This window comes from Rhodococcus sp. T2V, assembly GCF_029269925.1.
In the GTDB taxonomy this organism is placed as follows: Bacteria; Actinomycetota; Actinomycetes; order Mycobacteriales; family Mycobacteriaceae; genus Rhodococcus_F; species Rhodococcus_F koreensis.
Window position 1 is genome coordinate 2,905 of record NZ_JARJBD010000077.1, and the last position, 26,853, is coordinate 29,757.

A 26,853-nucleotide genomic window follows, 5' to 3' on the forward strand; every position below is an offset into this window, starting at 1 on the left:
ATGACGAGTGTGAATTCGCCGCAGCCGAATAACGGCGCCGAAGATGTGAACGTTCCCGAAGGGGCCTTCCCGCTCTCCTCGGTGCAACGGAGCATGTGGTTCGCCCAACAACTGAGCCCCACGGTCCCCAAGTTCATCGCGCAGTACATCGAGTTGCGGGGCGAGATCGACCTGGACCTGCTGAGCGAGGCCGCCGTGCGGGCCGGTCAGGAGTTCCAGTCGCCGTTCCTGCGTCTGCTCGACGTCGACGGGGAGCCCTATCAGGCGGTCGATTTCACGATCGACCCGTCGATCGGGTTCCTCGACTTCCGCGGCGAGGACGAGCCGATGTCCGCCGCGCAGGCGTGGATCGACGAAGACTACGCGACACCTCTGCGGTTGACCCGGGACCGGCTCGTCGAGATGAACGTCCTGCAGGTCGGTGAGCAGCACTACCTGTGGTACACCAGGATTCATCACGTCGCCCTCGACGGGTACAGCGGCATGACCATGGTGAACCGGATCGCGGCGCTGTACACGGCGGCGATCGAGGGTACCGAACCGGAACCGAACCGTGCGCTGGACCTGCGCGAGCTGTACGCACTCGACCAGAAGTACCGGAAGTCGACCCGGTTCGAGAACGACCGGTTGTACTGGGCCGAACGGATAGTCGGCATCGAGCACGGGTCGACGCTCGCCACCCACGACGCCCCCGCGGCGGCGAAGAGCAGGCTCGAGAGCGCGAAGATCTCCGAATCCGCGCTGGGTTTCCTCGGCGAGTCGGATCAGCGGGTCGGTGCCACGTCGGCGGCCGTCCTGCTCGCCGGGTTCGCCTGCTACCTGTCCCGCATGACGGGCAAGCGGGACGTGCTCATCAACCTGCCGGTGTCGGCGCGGACCACGGCGCCGCTGCAGCGGTCCGGCGGCATGCTCGTCAACGTCGCCCCGCTGCGGATCACCGTCCGCCCCGAGGACACCGTGACCGAACTCGTCCAGCGGACGCAGCTCGAACTGATGGGTGCGCTGCGGCATCAGCGGTGCAGCCTCGAGGACATCCGCCGCGACGCCGGACTCGCGGGGACAGCGGAGGGTCTCGCCGGCCCGATGGTGAATGTCATGCTGTTCCACCAGGCGTTCACGCTGGGGTCCGTCAGCGGCGAGTACCACATCGTGACGTCGGGACCGGTGGACGACCTGCTGGTCAACATCTATCAGGGCGGTGACGGCGAGACACTGCTCGATTTCCGCGGCAACCCCAACCGGTACGGCGCGGAGGAGCTGCGCGCGCACCACCGCCGGTTCGTGGAGCTGATCGAGGAGTTCGTCACCGCGGAGCCGCAGGCGCGGACCGCCGACATCCACGCCGAGAGCGCGCGACTCGGCGCGCGGTTCCTCGAACGGGAGTCCCAGCTCGAGTTCTGGAAGCGGGAGCTGGCGGGCCTGCCCGAGGTCACGGCGCTGCCGCTGGACCGGCCGCGCCCGGCCGAGCGGGCCGGCGCGGGCGAGGTCGTCGGGTTCGCCGTCGACGCCGGCGTGCAGCACCGGGCGGCACTGCTGGCCGAGGAGGCGGGCACCGGGATCTTCACCGCGCTGCACGCCGCGCTGGCCGTGTTGCTGGGCCGGCTGGGTGACACCGACGACGTCGTGGTCGGAACACCGATCGTCGGGCGCGACACGACCGACTCCGAAGACCCGGAAGCCGGAGCGTTCTTCAACAAGGCGGTCCTGCGGTCGCAGGTGGACGGGGCGTCGTCGTTCGTCGACCACCTGGGCCGGGTCCGGGACGCCGACCGGGCCGCGTTCTCGCACGCGGCGCTGCCGTTCGACGATCTCGTCGCCGCCGTGGTGGCCGAACCCGACCCGTCGCACACGCCGCTGTTCCAGGTGATGCTCGAGTTCACCGACGGCGGCCATCCGCACGACTCCTCGGGGACCGTGACGGTCAGCCCGATCCAGCGTGAACATCGAGCTCTGGGGCTGGATCTCGTGTTCTCCCTCACCGAATCGGAGACCGGCGGCATCAACGGCCGGCTGCGGTTCGCGACGGACGTGTGGGACCGCGACAGCGCGGAGGCGATCGCCGCCCGCTTCGTCCGCATCCTGCAGTCGGTGACGGCGGATCCGGCCGCGCCGATCGGGGACATCGATCTCCTCGAACCGGCCGAATACGCGGAACTCACACCGGTCCGCGACGAGCCCGCGGTGGAGCCCCGCACGCTTCCCGCACTGCTCGCCGGTGCCGTTGCGGCGGGCGGCGACGGGGACGCCCTCGTCTACGAGGGGCGCACCCTGACCTACGCCGAACTCGACGAGCAGTCGAACCGACTGGCCCGCATGCTGATCGGGCACGGGGTGGGGCCGGGTTCCGTTGTGGCGCTGGCGATCGCGCGCTCGATCGAGTCGGTGCTGGCCACCTGGGCGGTCGCGAAGTCCGGGGCCGCGTTCGTCCCGGTCGACCCGAACTACCCGGCCGACCGTATCGAGCACATGCTCACCGATTCCGGTGCGGTCGTCGGTCTCACCGCTGCGGCGCACCGCTCGTCGCTGCCGGCGATCACGCCGTGGCTGGTGATGGACGACGCGTCGTTCGGGCGGGAGCTGGAACAGCACACCGCCGGCGCGATCACCGACGCCGACCGCCTCCGGCCGTTGCGGACGGCGGATCCGGCTTACCTGATCTACACGTCCGGCTCCACCGGTACTCCCAAGGGTGTGGTCGTCACCCATGTCGGTCTGGCGAATTTCGCCGAGGACGAGCGGCAGCGGTTCGACGTCACCGCGGGGTCGCGCACCCTGCACTTCTCCTCCCCGAGTTTCGACGCGTCGATCCTGGAACTGCTTCTCGCAGTGGGCGCAGGCGCCACGATGGTGGTGGCACCGTCGACGGTGTACGGCGGTACCGAACTCGCCGACCTGTTGCGCCGCGAACGGGTGACGCACGCGTTCGTGACGCCGGCCGCACTGGCATCCGTCGATCCCACCGGGCTCGACCACATCCGGTGCGTCGTCACCGGTGGTGAGAGCTGTCCTCCTGCGCTGGTGCAGCAGTGGGCGCCGGGTCGCGTCATGTTCAACGCCTACGGTCCCACCGAGGCCACCGTCGTTGCGAGCGTCGCGGGACCGCTGACGGTCGGCGAACCGGTGACGATCGGCCGCCCGTCCCGCGGTTGCGGTCTGCTGGTGCTCGATTCGCGGTTGCGCCCCGTCCCCGCCGGGGTGCCCGGCGAGCTGTACATCACCGGCGACGGTGTGGCACGCGGGTACCACAACCGGTCGGTCCCGACGGCCGAGCGGTTCGTCGCAGACCCGCACGGGACACCCGGTGAGCGGATGTACCGCACCGGCGACCTGGCTCGGTGGAACGCCGCCGGACAGCTGGAGTACCTCGGCCGCACCGACTTCCAGGTGAAGATCCGCGGATTCCGCATCGAACTCGGCGAGATCGACGCCGTCGTCCGCTCGCATCCGAGTGTGGCGTTCGCGACCACCGTCGGCCGCACCGCACCGTCCGGCGACACGGCACTGGTGACGTACGTGCTGCCCGAGGACGGGGCGCAGATCGTCGTCGGCGACATCCTCGAACACGCCGCCGCCGCGCTGCCCGCGCACATGGTGCCCGCCAGGGTGATGGAGCTCCTCGAGGTCCCGCTGACCCCGGCGGGCAAGCTCGACCGGAAGGCGTTGCCGGAACCGCAGTTCGAGGCGACGTCCACCGTCTACCGGGCACCGGTGACCCCGACCGAGATGCAGATCGCGGAGGTATTCGCGACGCTGCTCGGAGTCGAGCGCATCGGCGTCGACGACAGCTTCTTCGACCTCGGCGGCGATTCCCTCGTCGCGACCCGCGTGGTGTCCCGGGTCAACACTGCCCTCGGCACGGAGATCGGGGTGCTGGATCTGTTCGAGGCGCCCAGCGTCGCGTTGCTCAGCGCCCGCGTCGACGCCTCCGGGCCCCGCTCCTCCGCCCGCCCCGTGCTCGCCCCGCGGCCCGGATCCGGCCCGGTGCAGGTGTCGCTGGCGCAGCAGCGGATGTGGTTCATCAACCAGTTGGACACCGCGTCGCCCGCGTACAACATTCCCGTCGGCATCCGGCTGCGCGGCACGCTCGACGTGGAGGCGTTGCGGACCGCGGTGAGCGATGTCCTCACCCGCCACGAATCGCTGCGGACCGTGTTCCCGAACACCCCCAACGGTCCGATCCAGGTGGTGCTGCCGGTCGCGGAGGTGAGCCCGCAGCTCGACGCGGTCGAGGTCGCCGAGAGTGAACTCGAATCCCGCCTGATTGCCGACGCCGCAACCGGATTCGACGTCACCGTGGAACCGCCGATCCGGGCGGAGCTCTACCGGACCGCGACCGACCACCACGTGCTGGTGTTCGTGGTGCACCACATCGCCGCCGACGGCCTGTCGATGACGCCGCTGACCCGGGACGTGATGGTGGCCTACCACGCCCGCGCCGCCGGCGAGGCCCCGCAGTGGGCGCCGCTGGAGGTGCAGTACGCCGATTTCGCGGTGTGGCAGCGCGAACTGCTGGGCTCCTCCGAAGATCCGACGAGTCTGCTGTCCCGGCAGCTGGCGTTCTGGGCCCGCACCCTCGACGGTGCCCCCGAGGTCATGGATCTGCCGACCGATCGCCCGCGCCCGGCCCGGCAGTCGATGATCGGCGCCACCGCCGACTTCACGATTCCGGCACGCATCCACACCGCGCTGCTCGACATCGCGGGCGCGAACGACGCCAGCCTGTTCATGGTGGTGCACGCGGCACTCGCGGTCCTGCTGTCCCGGTCGTCCGGGTCGGCCGACGTGTCGATCGGATCCCCGGTCTCCGGACGGGGAGAACGGCAACTCGACGACGTCGTCGGCATGTTCGTCAACACCGTGGTGCTGCGCACCACCGTCGACCCCGATCGCAGCTTCCCCGAGATCCTCTCGCACACCCGCTCCGTGGATCTGGAGGCGTTCAGCAACACCGATCTGCCCTACGAGCGGCTCGTGGACGAACTGAAACCGACTCGCTCCGAAGCGCATTCACCTCTGTTCCAGGTGATGCTGGTGCTGCAGGGATTCGCGAACACCAGGCTCGAGCTGCCCGGACTCGACGTGGAGGTCGAGGCACTCGAGACCGGTGCCGCCAAGTTCGATCTCCAGGTCATCCTCACCGAGCACATCGAGGACTCCGGCGCCCCGGGCGCGATCGACGTCCAGTTCTCCTACGCGTCGGAACTGTTCGACCCGCCGACGATGACGGCGCTGGCCGAGCGGTTCGTCACTCTTCTCGAGACCATCACCGCCGGGTCGGACGCGAAGGTCGGCGACCTCGACCTGATCGGCGCGGACGAGACGCACCGGATGCTCGAGCAGTGGATCGCCACCGACGTTCCCGTCCCGGACTCGGCGACCCTGGTCAGCCTGTTCGAGTCGCAGGTGGCCCGCACCCCGGACGCCGTGGCCGTGGTGTTCGCCGAAGAGGAACTGCTTTACGCGGAGTTCGACGCCCGCGCCAACCGGCTGGCCCGTGAACTCCTCGCTCGCGGCGTCGGACCCGAATCCCGGGTGGCCGTCGCGCTGCGCCGTTCCCTGGAACTGATGATCGCGATCTATGCGGTGGAGAAGACCGGGGCCGCGTACGTGCCGCTCGACCCCGACCATCCGGCGTCGCGGATCGCGTACGTGATCGAGAGCGCCGAACCCGCCTGCGTTCTCACCGCCTCCCGCGATCGATGCGAGGGCGTCGACAGCGCGGACGCCGCCGTGATCGAGATCGACACCCTGAACCTGTCCCGGCGGCGCAGCACCCCGATCACCGACGCGGAGCGGGGCGGTCCGATCCACCCCGATTCGACCGCCTACGTGATCTACACGTCGGGGTCGACGGGCAGGCCGAAGGGCGTCGCCGTCAGTCACCGGGCGATCGCGAACCGGCTGCTGTGGATGCAGGACACGTACCGAATGGATCACACGGACGTGGTCCTGCAGAAGACGCCGGTCACGTTCGACGTGTCCGTGTGGGAACTGTTCTGGCCCCTCGAGGTCGGTGCGCGACTGGTCCTCGCCGCGCCGGACGGTCACCGGGACCCGACGTACCTGTCCCACATCATCGCCGACCACCAGGTCACCACCATGCACTTCGTGCCGTCGATGCTCGCCGTGTTCACGGCGGGCGCCGAACCGGAACTGTGCGGTTCGCTGCGCCAGGTGTTCTGCAGTGGTGAGGCGCTGCCGCCCGCCACTGCCGACAGTTTCCGCGAATTCGGATCCGCGGCGCTGCACAACCTGTACGGCCCCACCGAGGCCGCCGTGGACGTCACCTTCTGGGAGTGCACGGAAGGCGACCGCGCCTCGGTTCCGATCGGCGCACCCGTGTGGAACACACAGCTGTACGTCCTCGACTCCCGGTTGCATCCGGTGCCGGTCGGGGTGCACGGCGAGCTGTACCTGGCCGGCGTGCAGCTGGCCCGCGGTTACGTCGGTCGCAGCGACCTGACGTCGGACCGGTTCGTGGCGAACCCGTTCGGCGCACCGGGACAGCGGATGTACCGCACCGGCGACGTGGTCCGCTGGCGCGCCGACGGCAACATCGAATACATCGGCCGCCGCGACTTCCAGGTCAAGCTCCGCGGACAGCGCATCGAACTCGGCGAGGTGGAGGCGGCCGTGCTGGCGCACCCGTCGGTGGCGCAGGCCGTCGTCACGGTGCACCGCAGCGAGGCCACCGGCGAAAGCCTCGTCGGCTACGTGATCCCGGTGGCGGGCGCCGACATCGACACCGCGGTCGTGCGGGACGCGGCGGTGGAGGCGCTGCCCGCCTACATGGTGCCGACCCGGATCATCGTGCTCGACCGGTTCCCGCTCGGCGCCACCGGAAAGCTGGATCGCGGCGCGCTGCCCGAGCCCGAGTTCCTCAGCCCGTCAGCGGAATTCGTCACGCCGCGCAACCCGATCGAGGAGATCCTCGCGTCGATCTTCGCGGACCTGCTCGACGCACCCCGCATCGGCGTGTACGACAGCTTCTTCGACCTCGGCGGCAACTCGCTGGTGGCCACCCGGCTGGTGGCGCGGGTCAACGCCGCCCTCGGCAGCCGGATCGGGGTCCGGGAGATCTTCGACGCCCCGACCGTGGCGACGCTGGCCACCCGGATCGAGTCCGAGTCCGTGCAGGGCGCCGAACGTCCGCCGCTGGTGGCCGGGGTGCGCCCCGACCACCTGCCGGTCTCGCTGGCGCAGAAGCGCATGTGGTTCATCAACCAGTTCGACCTCGATTCGCCGGCCTACAACATCGCGCTCGCGGTGCGGTTGACCGGCGATCTCGACGAGGACGCGATGCAGGACGCCGTCGCCGACGTGATGGACCGGCACGAGTCGCTGCGCACCCGGTTCCCGATGGTGGAGGGCGAACCCCTCCAGGTGATCCTGCCGACCGAGGACGTGGTGCCGGATCTGTCGCCGATCGATTCGACGGAAGAGCAGCTGCCCGAGCATATTTCGCGGCTGGCGGGCGCCGGGTTCGACGTCACGGTGTCGGTGCCGGTGCGCGCAGCCCTGTTCCGCACGGATCCCGGCGACCACGTTCTCGTCATCGTCGTCCACCACATCAGCGCCGACGGCTTCTCCATGGCCCCGCTCGCGCGGGACGTGATGACCGCCTACGCTGCCCGCACCGGGGGCCAGGCACCGGACTGGACGCCGCTGCCGGTGCAGTACGCCGACTTCGCGCTGTGGCAGCACCGGGTGCTCGGCAACGCCGACGACCCGGACAGCCTGCTCGCCGCCCAGCTCGACTACTGGACGCACACGCTCGCCGGGCTTCCGGAACTGCTCGCGCTGCCGACGGACCACCCGCGCCCGACGCAGCAGTCGATGCGCGGCGGCATCCACTCCTTCAGTATCGACCAGCAGATCCACAGCCGGTTGATCACGACTGCCCGCGAACACAATTCGAGTGTGTTCATGGCCGTCCACGCCGCGCTGGCCGTGTTGCTGGCCCGGTTGGGCGACACGGACGACGTGGCAGTGGGCACCCCGATCGCCGGCCGCGGCGACGCCGCCCTGGACGACATGGTCGGCATGTTCGTCAACACCCTGGTGCTGCGCACCCCGGTCGAACCGTCCGGCACGTTCACCGACCTGCTGTCCACGGTCCGCGACACCGACCTGAACGCGTTCCACCACGCGGATCTGCCGTTCGAGCGGCTGGTCGACGCGATCTCGCCGGAACGCGCGACGTCGCATTCGCCGCTGTTCCAGGTGGTGCTCGAGTTCCGCAACAACGAGCGGCCGCGGCTGGAGCTGCCCGGGTTGACCGTCACCGGCCTCGACCTGGCCACCGACATCTCCAACTTCGACCTGCAGCTCACCCTGACGGAGGAATTCGGGGTGTCGGGGGAGCCCGCCGGGATCTCCGCGGCATTCACGTACGCGTCGAGTCTGTTCGACGCGTCCACGATCGCCGGTTTCGCCGACTACCTGCAGCGGATCTTCGACGCGGTGACGTCCGAGCCGGGCATGGCGGTCGGTGACATCGACCTGATGGTGGCGTCCGAACGTGCCGCGCTCACCCCGGTGATGGACGGGCCCGACGCCGAACCGCGGACCCTGCCCGAACTCCTCGCATCGGCGGCGTCCGTGGACCCGAAGGCGGCCGCGCTGTCCTACGAGGGCAGTGAGGTGACGTACCGGGAGCTCGACGAGCGGTCGAACCGGCTCGCCCGCCTGCTGATCGGGCGGGGCATCGGCCCCGAATCGGTGGTCGCGCTGGCGATGGCACGTTCGCCCGAGTCGGTGCTGTCGCTGTGGGCGGTCGCCAAGACCGGCGCCGCGTTCGTGCCGGTCGACCCGAACTACCCGACCGACCGAATCGTCCACATGCTCAGCGACTCCGGTGCGGCGCTCGCGCTCACCGTCGCCGAGTTCCGGCCCACCCTGCCGGACTGCACCCCGTACGTCGTGGTCGACGCACCCGGCTTCGACGACCAGGTGAGTGCGCACTCTGCCGCCGTCGTCACCGACGCCGACCGGACACACCCGCTGGCGCTGGAGAACCCGGCCTACCTGATCTACACGTCCGGGTCCACCGGCACCCCGAAGGGGGTCGTCGTCACCCATCGCGGCCTGGCGAACTTCGCCACCGACGAACGCGTCCGGTTCGGGGTCACCCCGCGGTCGCGGACCCTGCATTTCTCGTCGCCGAGCTTCGACGCCTCGATCCTGGAACTGCTGCTGGCGGTCGGATCCGGCGCGACCATGGTGATTGCCCCTGCCTCCGTCATCGGCGGCACCGAACTCGCCGACGTGCTCCGCGAGGGCCGGGTCACGCACGCGTTCATCACTCCGGCGGCCATGGCATCCGTGGACCCCGCGGGCCTCGACCAGCTCGAGTGCGTCGCCACCGGTGGTGACGTGTGCCCGCCGGAGCTGGTGGCGCAGTGGGTGACCGGCGGCAGGCGGATGTTCAACGCCTACGGACCCACCGAGGCGACGGTCGTGTCGAGCGTGACCGGACCCATGCTGCCCGGTGAGGGCGTCACCATCGGCCGTCCGCCGATGGGCACCGGTGAGATGGTGCTCGATTCCCGGCTGCACCCGGTGCCCAACGGGGTGACCGGCGAACTGTACGTCACCGGTTCCGGTCTGGCCCGCGGCTACAAGGACCGGGCGGGCACCACGGCGGAGCGGTTCGTCGCCAACCCGTACGGCGGCCTCGGTGCCCGCATGTACCGGACCGGTGACCTGGCCCGCTGGAACACCGACGGCCAGCTCGAGTACCTGGGCCGCAGCGACTTCCAGGTGAAGATCCGCGGGTTCCGCATCGAACTCGGCGAGATCGAGAACGCCCTCACCCGATACCCGGGCGTCGCCCGCTCGGTGGTGTCCGCGCACAAGGGCAGCACCGGCGCCAACCGGCTCGTCGGCTATCTCGTCCCCACGGCGGGCGCGGAACTCGACTCGGAGGCCGTCCTCGATTTCGTCGGCGGATTCCTCGCGCCGTACATGGTGCCGTCCGCGCTGATCGTCCTCGACGAGTTGCCGCTCACCCCGGCGGGAAAGCTGGATCGTCGCGCGCTGCCCGAACCCGACTTCGGGGCCCGGGTGTCGACCGGCCGCGCGCCGGTGTCGGAGATGGAGGCGGTGCTCTCGGGACTGTTCGCCGAGGTGCTCGGTCTGGAATCCGCCGGTGTCGAGGACTCGTTCTTCGCGCTCGGCGGCGACAGCATCATGTCGATCCAGCTGGTGGCTCGCGCGAAGGGCGCGGGCGTGGTGCTGACCCCGCGGGACGTGTTCGAGGCCAAGACCGTCGCCGGTCTCGCCGCGGTGGCGTCGTGGGTGGGCGCCGCCGATGTCGTCGTCCTCGACGAACTGCCCGGCGGCGGAGTCGGCGACATGCCGACCACCCCGATCACGAAGTGGCTGCTCGAACGGGGTGGCGAGTTCAACCGGATGTCGCAGTCCGCGCTGCTGACCGCGCCGCCGAACCTGCGCGAACTCGAACCGCTGATCGGCACGTTCCAGGCCGTCCTCGACCGGCACGACATGCTGCGCGCGCAGCTGATGGTCTCCGCCGACGAATCGCATCTCGCCGTCCGCCCGGTCGGTGCGGTGGACGCGCAGGACCTGATCCGCCGGGTCGCGGTGTCCGCCGCCCCGGGAACACCGGCGTTCGCGGCCACCGTGATCGCGGAACTCGACGCCGCGCTGGACCGGCTCGATCCGGCGGCCGGGGTCATGATGCAGGTGGTGTGGTTCGACGCCGGGGAGTCCGGCGGCCGCCTGCTCGTGGTCGCGCACCACCTCGTCGTCGACGGTGTGTCGTGGCGCATCCTCGTCCCCGACCTCGCGACCGCGTGGGCGCAGATCTCGGCAGGCCAGGAACCGGTCCTCGACCAGGTCGGCACGTCCATGCGCCGGTGGGCGCACGGACTGGTCGACGAGGCGGCGAACCGGGCGGGCGAACTGGATCTGTGGCAGCGCATCCTCGACTGCGAGGACCCGCTCGTCGGCAGCCGTCCGCTCGACCCCGACGTCGACGTCAATGCGACCGTCGGCCGGGTCACGGTGCAGTTGCCCGCCGAGGTCAGCGAGGCCGTCCTCACGGCCCTTCCGGAGGCGATCCACGGCAGCGTCAACGACGGACTGCTCACCGCGCTGGCGATGGCGGTCACCCAGTGGCGGCGCACTCGCGGCCACACCCTGCACGGACGGTCCGTCGACGGAACCCTGGTGAGCCTCGAGGGCCACGGCCGTGAGGACCAGGTCGTGCCGGGCGCCGATCTGGGCCGCACGGTCGGCTGGTTCACGGCCATGTTCCCGGTGCGTCTCGACCTGTCGGGCATCGACCTCGACGATGCGTTCGACGGCGGCCGGGCCGCCGGGTCGGCGATCAAGGCGATCAAGGAACAGTTGCTGGCCATCCCGGACCACGGCATGGGTTACGGCATGCTGCGGTACCTCAACGCCGACACCGCACCGCTGCTCGCGGCACGGTCGCTGCCGCAGATCAGCTTCAACTACCTGGGACGCTTCGCCGCGGACCTGTCCGAGGCGGCCACCCGCGCCGGCTGGACGCCGACCGGTGAAGTCGACATGGACCGGGCGCAGGACCTCGACACCCCCGTCACCTCGGCCATCGACGTCAACGCCGTCACCACCGAGGTCGACGACCGGCCGCAGCTGCGCGCCACCTGGGCGTACGCGGCCGGCGTCCTCACCGTCGCCGAGGTGCGCGAACTCGCCGAACTGTGGGTCCGGGCACTGACCGCGCTCACGACGTACGCGGCCCGCCCCGACGCCGGCGGTGTGACCCCGTCCGACCTCGAACTGGTCAGCCTCGACCAGGACGCCATCGACCGCATCGAATCGCGCTTCCCGGCGCTGTCCGACATCTGGTCGTTGTCGCCGCTGCAGTCCGGGCTGCTGTTCCATGCGTTGCTGGCCGACGAGTCGATCGACTCGTACACGGTGCAGGTGACACTCGAACTGCGCGGCGCCGCGTCGTCCCGCCTGCGGGTGGCCGGGCAGGCCCTGCTCGACCGGCACGCGAATTTGCGGGCGTCGTTCGTCTACGACGAGGGCGGCACCCCCGTCCAGGCGGTCCACGGGTACGCGGAACTGCCGTGGACGGAGATCGACCTGTCCGCACTCGACGAGGAGAGCCGCGAAGCCGAGGTCCGGGAACTCCTCGACACCGACCGCCGCCGCGGGTTCGACATGGCCACCCCGCCGCTGCTGCGGTTCATGCTGATCCAGGTCGGTGCGGACGAGCAGCGCCTGATCATCACCAATCACCACATCCTGCTCGACGGCTGGTCGATGCCGCTGCTGATCCGCGACCTCCTGACCCTGTACGCCACGGAGGGGGACGCCACGGCCCTGCCGCGGGTGCACCCGTACCGCGACTACCTCGCGTGGATGTCGCACCGCAGCACCGAGGACTCCCTCGGGGTGTGGCAGCGCGCCCTCGCCGGAGTGGAGGAGCCGACGCTGCTCGCCCCGGCCGACGCCTCGGCCCAGAGCGACACGCAGTCCAGTGAACTGGTCGTCGAACTCGACGTCGACCGCACCGATCAGCTCGGTGTGCTCGCACGCGAACACGGCCTGACCCTCAGCACCCTGATCCGCACCGCGTGGGGAATCGTGCTGGGCGGCCTCGTCGGCCGCTCCGACGTCGTCTTCGGCGGGACGGTGTCGGGTCGGCCCCCGCAGATCGCGGGTATCGAGTCGATGGTCGGCCTGTTCATCAACACGCTCCCGGTGCGGGTGACCCTCGACCCGCGGGAAACGCTGGGGGAGTTGCTCGAACGCATCCAGGGCGAGCAGGCCGCACTGCTCGATCACCACTACGTCGGGCTGACCGACATCCAGTCGGTGGCCGGTCCGGGCGCCGGCTTCGACACGCTGACCGTGTTCGAGTCCTACCCCGTCGACCGGGAGGGGCTTACCGAGCAGACCGACATCGCCGGCATGCACGTCGTCGACGTGCACGACAGCGCGAACGCCGCGCATTACCCGCTCGCCCTGATCGCCTCGGCACACGACAATCTGCAACTGAAACTCGAATACGTCGAGGACCTGTTCGACCGGGCCGCGGTCGAGCGGATCGGCGACCGGATCGTCCGCGCGCTGATCGCGCTCGCCGAGCACCCCGGGATGAAGCTGGCGCAGCTGCGCCTGCTCACCGACGCCGAGGAAGCGGAACTGGTTCCGGCCCGCGGCAGGCCCGGCCGGTCCGTGCGCACACTGCCGCAGATGTTCGCCGAGACGGCCGCCGCGTCGGGCGACGCGACCGCGCTGGTGTTCGGCGACCGCCGGATGTCCTACCGGGAACTCGACGAACGGTCCAACCAGCTCGCGCGGCTGCTCATCGGCCGCGGCGTCGGCCCGGAAGACATCGTGGCCCTGGGTATCTCACGGTCCATCGAATCGGTGCTCGCCGTGTGGTCGATCACCAAGACCGGCGCCGCGTTCGTTCCGGTCGATCCGACCTACCCGCGGGAGCGGGTCGAGCACATGGTCACCGACTCCGGGTGCACGTTCGGCGTGCGGGTGGCCGCCGATCGCGACCGGCTGCCCGCCGCGGTGACGTGGCTGACCCTCGATGATGCCGAGACCGAAGCCTCCGTCGCGGCGATGTCCACCGACACCGTGACCGACGACGAACGCGTCGTGCCGCTGCGCTTCGCGCACCCGGCGTACGTCATCTACACGTCCGGGTCGACCGGCAAGCCGAAGGGCGTGGTGGTCAGCCACCGCGGTCTCGACAACTTCGCCGAGGAGCAGCGCACCCGCTACGCGACGGATTCGGCGTCGCGGGCCCTGCACTTCTCCTCGCCGAGCTTCGACGCCTCGATCCTCGAATACCTGCTGTCGTTCGCCGTCGGCGCGACCATGGTGATCGTGCCCCCGTCCGTGTACGGCGGTGAGGAACTCGCGGAGCTGATCCGGGCCGAGGGCGTCACCCACGGGTTCGTCACCCCCGCGGCGCTGGCCTCCGTGGACCCCGAGGGTCTCGAGGTGTTCCAGAACGTGGTCGCCGGAGGCGAGGCCGTCCCGCCGGAACTGGTGACCCGCTGGGCGCCGGGGCGCACGCTGTACAACGGCTACGGCCCCACCGAGACCACCATCATGAGCAACCTCAGCGATCACCTGCAGGTGGGGGAGACCGTCACCATCGGTGCCCCCGTCCGCGGCGTGTCCGAGGTGATCCTCGACTCGCGGCTGCAACCGGTCTCCGTCGGCGTCGCCGGCGAACTCTACATTTCCGGTGAGGGCCTGGCCCGCGGCTACCACGCCCGCGCCGGGCTGACCAGCGAGCGGTTCGTCGCCAACCCCTACGGCGACCCGGGCGACCGGATGTACCGCACCGGCGACCTCGCGCGGTGGCGGCCCGATCACACGGTGGAATACCTGGGCCGCACCGACTTCCAGGTCAAGATCCGGGGATTCCGCATCGAACTCGGCGACATCGACAGCGCACTCGCCGGACACCCGTCCGTCGCGTTCGCCGTCACCCTCGGCCGTCCCGGTCCCGCCGGCGACACCGTGCTCGTGTCGTATGTGCTGCCGGAGGCCGAGTCGGTGCTCGAACCGCCGGAGCTGAAGGAGTGGACGGCGAATCTGCTGCCCGCGCACATGGTCCCGTCGAGCATCATGATTCTCGACGAGATCCCGCTGACCCCGGTCGGCAAACTCGATCGGGCGGGGCTGCCCGAACCGCAGTTCCTGCCCACGTCGGACGCCTTCCGGCCGCCGTCCACGGTCCTCGAACACACGATCGCCGACGTCATCACCACCGTCCTGGGCATCGAACGGGTCGGCATCGACGACAACTTCTTCGACATCGGCGGCAACTCGCTGATCGCGACCCGGGTCGCCGCACGCCTGACCGCGGAACTCGACACCGACATCGGCGTCCGCACCCTGTTCGAGGCGCCGACGATCCACCAGCTGGCCCGCCTGATCGAGTCGACGGCCTTCGCCCCGGCCCAGGACGGCGACCACGTCCGGCTGCCGCTCGGCCCGATGACGCAGCCGGCACACGTGCCGGTGTCGCTGGCGCAGAAGCGGATGTGGTTCCTCAACCAGTTCGACACGTCCTCGGCGGCCTACAACATCCCGCTGGCGGTGCGCCTCACCGGTCACCTCGATGTCGACTCGCTGCGCGCGGCGGTGACGGACGTGTTCGTCCGGCACGAGTCGTTGCGGACAGTCTTCCCGTCCCACGACGGTGAACCGACCCAGGTGGTGCTCTCACCCGGTCAGTGGACACCGAACCTCGAGATCACCGAGGTGTCCGAGGCCGAACTCCGCGAGCACATCGCCGTCCTCGCGACCGCCGGTTTCGACGTCACGGCCGACGTGCCGATGCGGTCGGCGCTGTTCGCCCTCGCCCCCGACGATCACGTGCTCGTCATCGTGGTGCACCACATCTGCGCCGACGGGTTCTCGCTCACCCCGCTCGCCCGGGACGTCATGACCGCGTACGCCGCCCGCATCGCGGGAAGCGCACCGCAGTGGAACCCGCTGTCGGTGCAGTACGCCGACTACACGCTGTGGCAGCTGCAACTGCTCGGCGACGAGAGCGACACCGAGTCGCTGATCTCTCAGCAGCTCCGGTACTGGACGGACCAGCTGGCCGACCTGCCCGAACTCCTGCAGCTGCCGACCGACCGGGCGCGCCCGGTCCAGCAGTCGTTCCGGGGTGCGCAGGTCGACTTCACGATTCCGGCGGACGTGCACCGGGCGCTGTCCGCGCTGGCGCGCAAACACAACTCCACCATGTTCATGGCCGTGCACGCGGCGCTGTCGGTGCTGCTGTCCGCGCTGTCGTCCACCGAGGACATCGCGGTGGGAACCCCCATCGCGGGTCGGGGTGACGCCGCACTCGACGACATGGTCGGCATGTTCGTCAACACCCTGGTGCTGCGGAGCGCCGTCGACCCGGCCGCGGGTTTCGGCGCCCTGATCGATCAGGTGCGGGCCACCGACCTCGCCGCGTTCCACCACTCGGACCTGCCGTTCGAGCGGCTCGTCGACGTCCTGGCGCCGGAGCGTTCCACCGCGCACTCGCCGCTGTTCCAGGCGCTGCTCGAGTTCCGGAACAACGAGACACCGCGCCTCGAACTGCCCGAACTCACCGCGGCCGCAGTCGATTTCGACCTCGAGGTCGCCAAGTTCGACCTGCAGCTCAGCGTCGAGGAAGGATTCGACGCGGACGGGGTGGCGTCGGGGATCACCGCGTCGTTCATCTACGCCACCGACCTGTTCGATGCCGGCACCGTGCGCACGTTCGCCGACCGGTTCCTGCGAATCCTCACCGCCGTCACCGCCGACCCGCAGGCCCCGGTCGGGGACATCGTGATCACCGACGCCGCCGAGCGGTCGGCGATGGCGACCGTGTGGAACACCGCCGGAGTGGAGGCGGGCACCGACACCCTCGCGGACCGGTTCGCGCAGAGCGTGGCCCGGTTCCCCGACGCCACGGCCGTGACGTCGGAGGACGTGGCGCTGACGTACGCGGAACTCGACGCCCGGGCGAACCGGCTGGCCCGGCTGCTCATCGCCCAGGGGGTGGGCCCGGAAACGCTGGTGGCCGTGGCGCTGCCACGCACCTGCGATCTGATCACCGCCCTGCTGGCCGTGATCAAGTCCGGCGGCGGCTACCTGCCCGTCGACATCACCTACCCGGCGGACCGGCTGGCGTTCGTGTTCGAGGACGCCGCACCGAACTGCGTGATCACCACCACCGGCGACGTCTCCGCCCTGCCGGACTCGGAGACCCCGGTGATCCTGCTCGACGACCCGGAGACCACCGCGGATCTCGCGCAACAGTCGCCGGCGACGATCACCGACGCCGACCGGATCACCCCGCTCGACGCCGCGTCGGTGGCGTACGTCATCTACACGTCCGGGTCCACGGGCCGCCCCAAGGGCGTCGTCGTCTCGCACCGCAACGTGCTGACCCTGTTCGCGAACACCCAGCCGCTGTACGGGTTCGACGAGAACGACGTGTGGACGATGTTCCACTCGTACGCGTTCGACTTCTCGGTGTGGGAGCTGTGGGGTCCGCTGCTGTACGGCGGCCGGCTCGTCGTCGTCGACTACTACACGGCACGGTCGCCGGAGATGTTCCACGAACTCCTGCGCAACGAACAGGTCACCGTCCTCAACCAGACCCCGACCGCGTTCTATCAGCTCGCCGAGACCGACCGCATCGTCTCGGAGATCGACGTGAACGCGGCGGCGCTGGCGCTGCGGTACGTGATCTTCGGCGGTGAGGCTCTCGACCTCGGTCAGCTCGGCCGCTGGTACTCCCGGCACGACGACTCCGCCCCGACCCTGGTGAACATGTACGGCATCACCGAGACGACGGTGCACGTCAGTTACCTCGCGCTGGACCGTGCGTTCGCGGAGTCGGCCTCGGCCAGCGTGATCGGCCGCGGCATCGCCGGGTTGCACGTGCACGTCCTGGACCGGCGCCTGCACCCGGTGCCCCCGGGCACCATCGGCGAGATGTACGTCTCCGGTGACCAGGTCACCCGCGGCTACCTGGGCCGGGCGGGGCTCAGTTCCACCCGGTTCGTGGCCGACCCGCTCCGTCCCGGGGCACGGATGTACCGCACCGGCGACCTGGCGCGCTGGAACACCGACGGCCAGTTGGAGTACTTGGGCCGCAGCGACTTCCAGGTGAAGATCCGAGGGTTCCGCATCGAACTCGGCGAGATCGAGTCCGCGCTGCTCCGGTACCGCGGCATCGCGCAGGCCGTCGTCCTCACCCGCGACGACGGGCACGGCGGCCACCGGCTGATCGGTTACGTGGTGCCGGAATCCGGCGCCACCGTCGAGGTGTCCTCGGCCCTCGAGTTCGTCGGCACCCAGCTCACCTCGTACATGGTGCCCGCCACCCTCGTGGTGCTCGACGTGCTGCCGTTGACGAGCAACGGCAAACTCGACCGCCGCGCACTGCCCGAACCCGACTTCGGCGCCCGGGTGTCGGCGGGCCGCGCCCCGGCGACGGAGATGGAGACCGTCCTGGCCGGCCTGTTCGCCGAGGTGCTCGGTCTGGAATCGGTGGGCGTGGACGATTCGTTCTTCGCGCTCGGCGGCGACAGCATCATGTCGATCCAGTTGGTGGCCCGCGCGAAGGCCGCCGGTGTGGTCCTCACCCCGCGGGACGTGTTCGAGGCCAAGACCGTGGCCGCCCTCGCCGAGGCCGCGTCCTGGGCGGGCGCCGCCGACGTCGTGGTCCTCGACGAACTGCCCGGCGGCGGGATCGGCGAGATGCCGGTGACCCCGATCACGGCGTGGTTGCTCGAACGCGGCGGCGACTTCCGCCGCTACACCCAGACCGCGCTGCTGTCGCTGCCCGCCGCGGCCGACGAGACGCTGCTGAAGCGCACGATCGCGGCTGTCGTCGACCGTCACGACATGCTGCGGGCGCGTCTGATCGGGGCCGCACCGCAGTGGCGGATCGAGGTGCAGGCCACGGGCGCGGTCGACGTGGACGACGTGCTGCACCGCGTCGAGGTCGCGTCGGTGGTCGGTGCCGCGTTCGCGGAGATCGCCACCCACGAACTCGACGCCGCCGCAGGGCGATTGGACCCCGAGGCCGGGGTCATGCTGCAGATGGTGTGGTTCGACGCCGGCGCCGAGGGTGGACGGCTGCTGGTCGTGGCCCACCACCTGGTGGTCGACGGCGTGTCGTGGCGGATCCTGGTGCCCGATCTGGCGACGGCGTGGGCGCAGGTCTCCGCGGGTCAGGAACCGGCACTCGAGCCGGTCGGCACGTCGATGCGGCGCTGGTCGCACGGGCTCGTCGACGCGACCCGCGAACGCGGCGCCGAGATCGAACTGTGGCGCCGGGTGCTCGAGGCCGACGACCCGCTGATCGGATCACGTCCGCTCGACGCCGCGATCGACGTGGCGGGGACTGTCGAGAAGGTCACCGTGGAGGTGCCCGCCGACGTCACGGACGCTCTGCTGACCCGTGTTCCCGAGGCGTTCCACGGCGGCGTCAACGACGGGCTGCTGACCGCGCTGGCGCTGGCCCTGGCGCAGTGGCGGCGCACTCACGGCGACTTCACGCGTGAATCGCTGGTGAGCCTCGAGGGTCACGGCCGCGAGGACCAGGTGCTGCCGGGCGCCGATCTGGGCCGCACCGTCGGCTGGTTCACGGCGATGTTCCCGGTGCGCCTGGATCTGTCGGGTATCGACCTCGACGACGCCTTCGCCGGTGGCAGGGCGGCCGGGTCGGCGATCAAGGCGGTCAAGGAACAGTTGCTGGCCATCCCGGACCACGGCATCGGGTACGGCATGCTCCGCTACCTCGACCCGGAGAGCGCCGACCGGTTGCGGGCGCTCGCGAAGCCGCAGGTCACGTTCAACTACCTGGGCCGGTTGGGCGGCGCCACGTCCACCGACATCCACGGGCACGCCTGGGTCCCGGTGACGGACACCAAGCTCGACGACATCCCCGCCTCCGACATCCCGGTGGCGTCGGCGCTCGACATCAACGCCGTCACCGGCACCGGGGTCGACGGCAACCGGCTGCGGGCCACCTGGGCGTTCCCGACCGGGGTCCTCACCCCGTCCGAGGTGCGTGCGCTCGCCGACCTGTGGGTGCAGGCGCTGACCGCGCTGACCGAGCACGTCGCGCGGCCCGACGCCGGCGGTGTGACACCGTCCGATCTGGACCTGGTGACGCTCGACCAGGACGCCATCGACCGGCTCGAGTCCCGGTTCCCGGCGCTGTCGGACATCTGGTCGCTGTCGCCGCTGCAGTCGGGACTGTTGTTCCACGCCCAGTTCTCGGACGCCTCGGTCGACCCGTACCTGGTGCAGTTGGCGCTGAAGCTGCGCGGCGACGTGAACGCGGACCGGTTCCGCCGGGCGGGGCAGGCCCTGCTGGACCGGCACCCCAACCTGCGGGCCGCGTTCGTCCACGACAGTGCGGGCGCCTCCGCGCAGATCATCCAGCAGCACGTGGAACTGCCGTGGTCGGAGTTCGACCTGTCGGCCCTGGGCCCCGAGGAGACGGCCCGCGAATACGAGCGGATCGTGGCAGGCGACCGGTCGGTGAAGTTCGACATGGCGGACGCGCCGTTGCTGCGCCTCGCCCTGGTCCGGCTCACCGGGGACGAGTACCGGCTGATCCTGACCAACCATCACATCCTGCTGGACGGCTGGTCGACACCGCTGGTCATCCGCGACCTGCTGACGCTGTACGCCCTGGACGCCGACGGCGGCCTGCTGCCGCGGGTCCACTCCTACCGCGACTACCTGTCGTGGATGAAGCGCCACGACACCACGGACTCCCTCGACGCCTGGCGCACCGCGCTCGACGGTGTCGAGGAGCCGACGCTGCTGGCCCCGCTGGAGCGGGGTGAGGCGCACTCCGCCGTCGCGGAGGAAACCGCGTTCACGCTGTCCGAGGAACACACCACCCGGCTGCGGGACCTGAGCCGCGAACGCGGGCTCACCCTCAACACCGTCGTCCAGACGGCGTGGGGAATCGTGCTGGGCGGCCTGGTCGGCCGCTCCGACGTGGTGTTCGGCGGGACGGTGTCCGGCAGGCCGCCGCAGATCGCGGGCATCGAGTCGATGGTCGGTCTGTTCATCAACACCCTGCCGGTGCGGGTCACCCTCGACCCGTGGGAGTCGCTGGGCGAGTTGCTCGAACGCGTGCAGCGCGAACAGGCCGCACTGCTCGATCACCACTACGTCGGGCTGACCGACATCCAGTCGGCGGTCGGCGGCGGCGGCACGTTCGACACGCTGACCGTGTTCGAGTCGTACCCGGTCGACGAGGCGGGACTGACCGAGCAGACCGACATCGCCGGGATGTTCGTCCTCGGCATCGACGGCAAGGACTCCGCGCACTACCCGCTCGCCGTGGTCGCCTCTGGCGACGCCCGGCTGAACTTCAAGTTCGAGTACCTCCCCGAGGTCCTCGAGGAAAGCGCGGTCGACGAGATCGCGGACCGGCTGCGGCGGGTGCTCGACGCCCTCGCCGACCGGCCCGAGATCCCCCTGGCCCACATGCAACTGCTCACCGAGGCCGAACTCGCCGAGTTCGCGCCGGTGCGCGGCCGCCCCGGGTTCTCCGTCCGGACGCTGCCGCAGATCTTCGAGGACGCGGCGGCGCTGGATCCGAACCGCACGGCGCTGACGTTCGAGGGCCGCAATGTCTCCTACCGCGAACTCAACGAGCGCTCCAACCAGCTCGCCCGGGTCCTCATCTCCCGCGGCGCCGGCCCGGAGACGTTCGTGGCGCTCGGCATTCCGCGGTCGATCGAGTCGGTGCTCGCGGTGTGGGCGGTGGCCAAGACGGGTGCCGCGTTCGTCCCGGTCGACCCGAACTACCCGATGGACCGGATCGAGCACATGCTCACCGATTCGGGGGCCACCATCGGGCTGACCATGGCCGCGTACGAGAAGTCGCTGCCCGACACGGTGCCGTGGCTGCAGCTCGACTCGCCCAAGTTCGAGAAGGCGTGCCAGGCGAAACCGGCTCTGCCGGTAGCAGATTCGGACCGTCGGTCGCCGATAAGCCTCGACAACGCGGCGTACATCGTCTACACCTCCGGGTCGACGGGCAAGCCGAAGGGCGTCGTCGTCACCCACGAGGGCCTCGACAACTTCGCCGAGGACCAGCGGCAGCGCTTCGCGGCCGCGCAGACGTCCCGCACACTGCACTTCTCGACACCGAGCTTCGACGGGTCGGTGTTCGAGTACCTGCAGGCGTTCGGGGTCGGCGCCACCATGGTCATCGCGCCGCCCACGGTGTACGGCGGAGCGGAACTGGCCGAACTGATCCGGTCGGAACACGTCACCCACGCCTTCGTCACCACCGCGGCGCTGTCCACGGTGGACCCGCAGGGGCTCGACGAATTCCAGCACGTGGTGTTCGGCGGCGAGGCGTGCCCGCCCGAACTGGTGACCCGCTGGGCGCCCGGCAGGCAGTTGTCCAACGCGTACGGCCCCACCGAGACCACGGTGATGGCCAACATCAGCGACCCGATGACGGTGGGCGACCCGATCACCCTCGGCGGCCCGATCCGCGGCGTCGGCGAACTCGTGCTCGATTCCCGGCTCCAGCCGGTGCCCGTCGGCGTCCCCGGCGAGCTGTACATCACCGGCGCGGGACTCGCCCGCGGCTACCACCGGCGCCCCGAACTGAGCAGCCAGCGGTTCGTCGCCAACCCGTTCGGGGAGGCGGGGGAGCGGATGTACCGCACCGGCGACATCGTCCGGTGGCGCGCTGACCACACCGTCGAATACGTGGGCCGCAGCGACTTCCAGGTGAAGATCCGCGGGTTCCGCATCGAACTCGGCGAGATCGACAACGAGATCGCCACGTTCCCCGGGGTCGGCTTCGCCGCGACCCTCGGTGCCCCCGGCCCGTCCGGTGACACGGTGCTCGTGACGTACCTGCTACCCGTCACCGAAGGAGGCGTCGACCCCGCCGAGCTGACCGCGTACCTGTCGACGCGACTGCCCGCGCACATGGTGCCGACGAGCATCATGTTCCTCGACGAGATCCCGTTGACCCCGGTGGGCAAACTGGACCGGTCGGCGCTGCCCGCGCCGGAGTTCCACGTCACCACCGCGGAGTTCCAGCCACCGACCAACGACCTCGAACGCAAGATCGTGGACATCTTCACCGACGTCCTCGGACTCGAACGGATCGGAATCGACGACAACTTCTTCGATCTCGGCGGCAACTCGCTGGTCGCGACGCGTGTCACCGCGCGGCTGCGGGACGCCCTGGACACCGACATCGGTGTGCGGGCGCTGTTCGAGGCCCCCGACGCCCGGTCGCTGGCCGAACGCGTCGCCGACAGCGTCAGCGGCGGCGCCCGACCCGCTCTCGCCCCGGTCGAACGCCCCGATCGGATCCCGTTGTCGCTGGCGCAGAAGCGGATGTGGTTCCTCAACCAGTTCGACACGTCCTCACCCGCCTACAACATTCCGCTGGCGGTGCGGCTGACCGGAACCCTGGACGAGAACGCCCTGCGCCTGGCGATGGCCGACGTCCTCGAACGGCACGAGACGCTGCGCACCGTCTTCCCGACGGTCGACAACGAACCGACCCAGCGGATCCTGGCCGCCGCCGACGCCCAGCCGGACGTCGACACGGTCGAGGTGGACGCGGCGGACCTGCCGCGGCACATCATGGACCTGGTGTCCCGTGGGTTCGACGTCAGCACCGACGTCCCCGTCCGGGCGGCCCTGTTCCGGACGGCGCCCGACCATCACGTGCTGACGATCGTGGTGCACCACATCTGCGCCGACGGATTCTCCCTGGCGCCGCTCGCCCGCGACGTCATGGTGGCCTACACGTCGCGGCTCGCGGGCGCAGGCCCGCAGTGGGCTCCGCTGCACGTGCAGTACGCCGACTACACCCTGTGGCAGCACGCCGGACTCGGGTCGGAGAACGATCCCGAGTCGATGATCAACCGGCAGTTGCGGTTCTGGTCGAAGACCCTGGCCGGGTTGCCGGACGTCATCCAGTTGCCGACCGACCGTCCGCGCCCGATCCAGCAGACGTTCGAGGGTGATCGGGTCGAGTTCGCGATCGACGCCGATCTCCATCAACGGCTGACGGCTTTCGCCCGGGCCAACAACGCCACCATGTTCATGGCCGTCCATGCCGCGCTGGCCGTGCTGCTGTCGCGGCTCGGCAGCACCGACGACGTGGTCATCGGTACCCCGGTCGCCGGGCGCGGTGAAGAGGCGCTCGACGAGATGGTCGGCATGTTCGTCAACACGCTGGTCCTGCGGAACCGGATCGATCCGTCCGCGACGTTCACCGAGCTGGTGCAGCAGATCCGGGAATCCGACCTGGCCGCGTTCCAGCACGCGGATCTGCCGTTCGAGCGGCTCGTCGAGGAACTCAACCCGACCCGGTCCACGTCGTACTCGCCGCTGTTCCAGGTGGCCCTCGAATTCCAGAACAACGAGAACGCGACGCTGGAACTGCCGGACCTGCGGGTCGAGAACGTGGACCTCGAGACCCGGGTGGTGAAGGAAGACCTCGAGGTGATCCTGGCCGAGCGGTTCGACCAGGACGGCGCGCCCGCGGGTGTCGCCGGCGGCCTGGACTTCGCCGTCTCCCTGTTCGACCCCGACACGGCGCGTTCGATCGCGGACCGGTTCGTGCGGGTCCTCGCGGCCGTCGTCGCCGACCCGGACCGGCCGATCGGCACCGTCCCGCTGCTCGACGAGGCGGAGATCGACGAGATGGTCCCGGCCCGCGGCAAGCCCGACGTGCGGCCCGAGGTGTGGCCGGATCTGCTGACGGCCGCCGCAGCCCTCGACCCCGACTCGGTGGCGCTGTCGTTCGAGGATCGGCAGGTCACCTACCGGGAACTCGACGAATGGTCCAACCGGCTGGCGCGGGTGCTGTGCGCCCAGGGTGTCGGACCGGAGACGTTCGTGGCCATCGGTATGCCGCGGTCGATCGAGGAAGTGGTGTCGATCTGGTCGGTGGCCAAGTCGGGTGCCGCGTTCGTGCCCGTCGATCCGACGTACCCGCGGGACCGCATCGACTACATGCTCACCGACTGCCGGGCTTCGGTCGGCCTGACCGTCGCAGGCAGGCGCGACAACCTGCCCGACACGGTGCCGTGGCTGGTGCTCGACGACGAGACGTTCGCCGAGCAGGTCGCGGGCGTGTCCTCGGCGCCGGTCACCGACGCCGACCGCACGACCCCGCTGCACCTGGCGCACCCCGCGTACCTGATCTACACGTCGGGGTCGACCGGGAAACCGAAGGGGGTCATCGTCACTCACCGCGGCCTGGCCAACCTCACCGCGGAGGAACACGAACGGTTCCAGGTCACGCACGAGTCCCGGGTCTCGCATCTGGCGTCCCCGAGCTTCGACGCGTCGATCTTCGAGCTGATGATGGCGTTCGGCGCCTCGGCGCGGGTCGTGATCGTGCCGCCCACCGTCTTCGGTGGCGCCGAGTTGGCGGACCTGTTCCGGCGCAACGAGGTCACACACGCGTTCATCACGCCCACCGCGCTGTCCTCCATCGAGGATGTGGGGCTCGAGTCGCTGCGGGTCCTCGCGGTGGCCGGCGAGGCCTGCCCGCCGGAACTGGTGGAGATCTGGGGCAAGCACCGCAACATGCACAACGGGTACGGGCCCACCGAGACGACCATCCAGGCGAGCGTCAGCGCCCCGATGCGTCCGGGCGGGGTCGTGAACATCGGCGCCCCCGCACTGGGCTTCGGTTCGCTGGTCCTCGACGAACGCCTGCAGCCCGTCCCGGCCGGCGTGCCCGGCGAGCTTTACATCACCGGCCCCGGACTGGCACGCGGGTACCACAACCGGTCGGCGCTCACCTCGGAACGGTTCGTCGCCTGCCCGTACGGGGAGCCCGGCCGCCGGATGTACCGCACCGGTGACGTCGTGCGCTGGCGCGGCGACCACACCATCGAGTACATCGGCCGCACCGACTTCCAGGTGAAGGTCCGCGGCTTCCGCATCGAACTCGGTGAGATCGACGCCGTCCTCGCCCGGCACCCCGCGGTCGCTTTCGCGGCCACCATCGGTCACACCGGTCCGTCCGGCGACACGCTCCTCGCGTCGTACGTGCGGGCCGCCGAGGGCCACGACCTCGAGCCGGCGGAACTGCGCACCCACGCGTCCGACCGCCTGCCCGCGCACATGGTCCCGTCGGCCGTGGTGGTTCTCGACCAGATCCCGATGACCCCGGTCGGCAAGCTCGACCGCAAGGCGCTGCCCGCGCCCGAGTTCGGCACCACCGGCGCGGCCTTCCGGGCCCCGACGACGGCGACCGAGCGGATCATCGTCGAGGCCTTCGCCGAGGTGCTGGGCGTGGACCGGGTCGGCACCGCCGACAGCTTCTTCGACCTCGGTGGTAACTCGATCGTCGCCACCCGGGTGATCACGGTGCTGCAGGAGCGCCTCGGACGGCAGATCCCGTTGCAGTCCATGTTCCTGGATCCCACGCCCGCGGGGCTGGCTCTGCGGGTCGACACCGAGAACGCCGCCGGGTCGCCGGTGGACGAGGCGCTCGGCGTCGTCATCCCGCTGCGCCCGACGGGGGAGAAGCCACCGCTGTTCTGCATCCATCCCGGGATCGGTCTGTCGTGGGGGTATGCGGGACTGCTGCAGCACCTCTCGCCGGACCGCCCGGCGTTCGGCCTGCAGCTGCCGATCATCAGCGGCGGCCCGGCCGTCGACTCGATCGAGCAGCTGGCGCACCAGTACGTGCTGGAGATGCGCAAGGTCCAGGCGCACGGCCCGTACCACCTGCTGGGCTGGTCGCTCGGCGGCGTCATCGCGCACGCCATGGCCGTCGAACTGCGGCGGGAGGGGGAGGCCGTCGACACCCTCGCCCTCATGGACAGCTACGTGGCGAACGGGACCGATCAGGGCCCGGAGAGCCTCACCGTGCCCGAGTTGCTGCACGGTCTCGGGCTGGACCTCGAGTCCGTGTCCGGGGAGGAACTCACGTACGAGCGGGCGGTCGAGTTGCTGGACGACGCGTTCGGGCAGAAGACCGGACTGACTCCTCGGCACCTCGAGCGGATCAGCGCCGGGTTCACGAACTCCTCGCGGATCATGAACAACTTCCGGCCCCAGGTGTTCGATGGGGAACTGCTGTTCTTCACCGCCGCCGGGTCGGCGGCGACGGGCGAGCATTCACCGGAGGAATGGCGCGATTCGGTCACCGGCGGCATCCGGGAAGTCAAGATCGAGTGCGAGCACAACCAGATGATCGAACCCGAGGTCCTGGCCGTGGTGGGGCCTGTCCTCGAGGACTATCTGGGCACGCACTGACCCGCTTTCTCCGCGGGCGGGCCCGCCGTCGATTGCAGTGCAGTAACGGGCGGGCCCGAATCGCGATAT

Annotated in this window: 1 protein-coding gene; it reads left to right on the top strand. The window is 70.2% G+C overall.

Features of this window, described 5'->3' with window-relative positions; translation table 11 throughout:
- Positions 1-26,784, top strand: coding sequence for a non-ribosomal peptide synthase/polyketide synthase (locus tag P3H15_RS40125; RefSeq protein WP_276142358.1), 26,784 nt, complete (start codon positions 1-3; stop codon positions 26,782-26,784).
- Positions 26,785-26,853 lie beyond the last annotated feature (69 nt).

Excerpts from the sequence above, each read along its gene's own strand:
- P3H15_RS40125 (WP_276142358.1), top strand. The coding sequence starts at position 1 with ATGACGAGTGTGAATTCGCCGCAGCCGAATAACGGCGCCGAAGATGTG.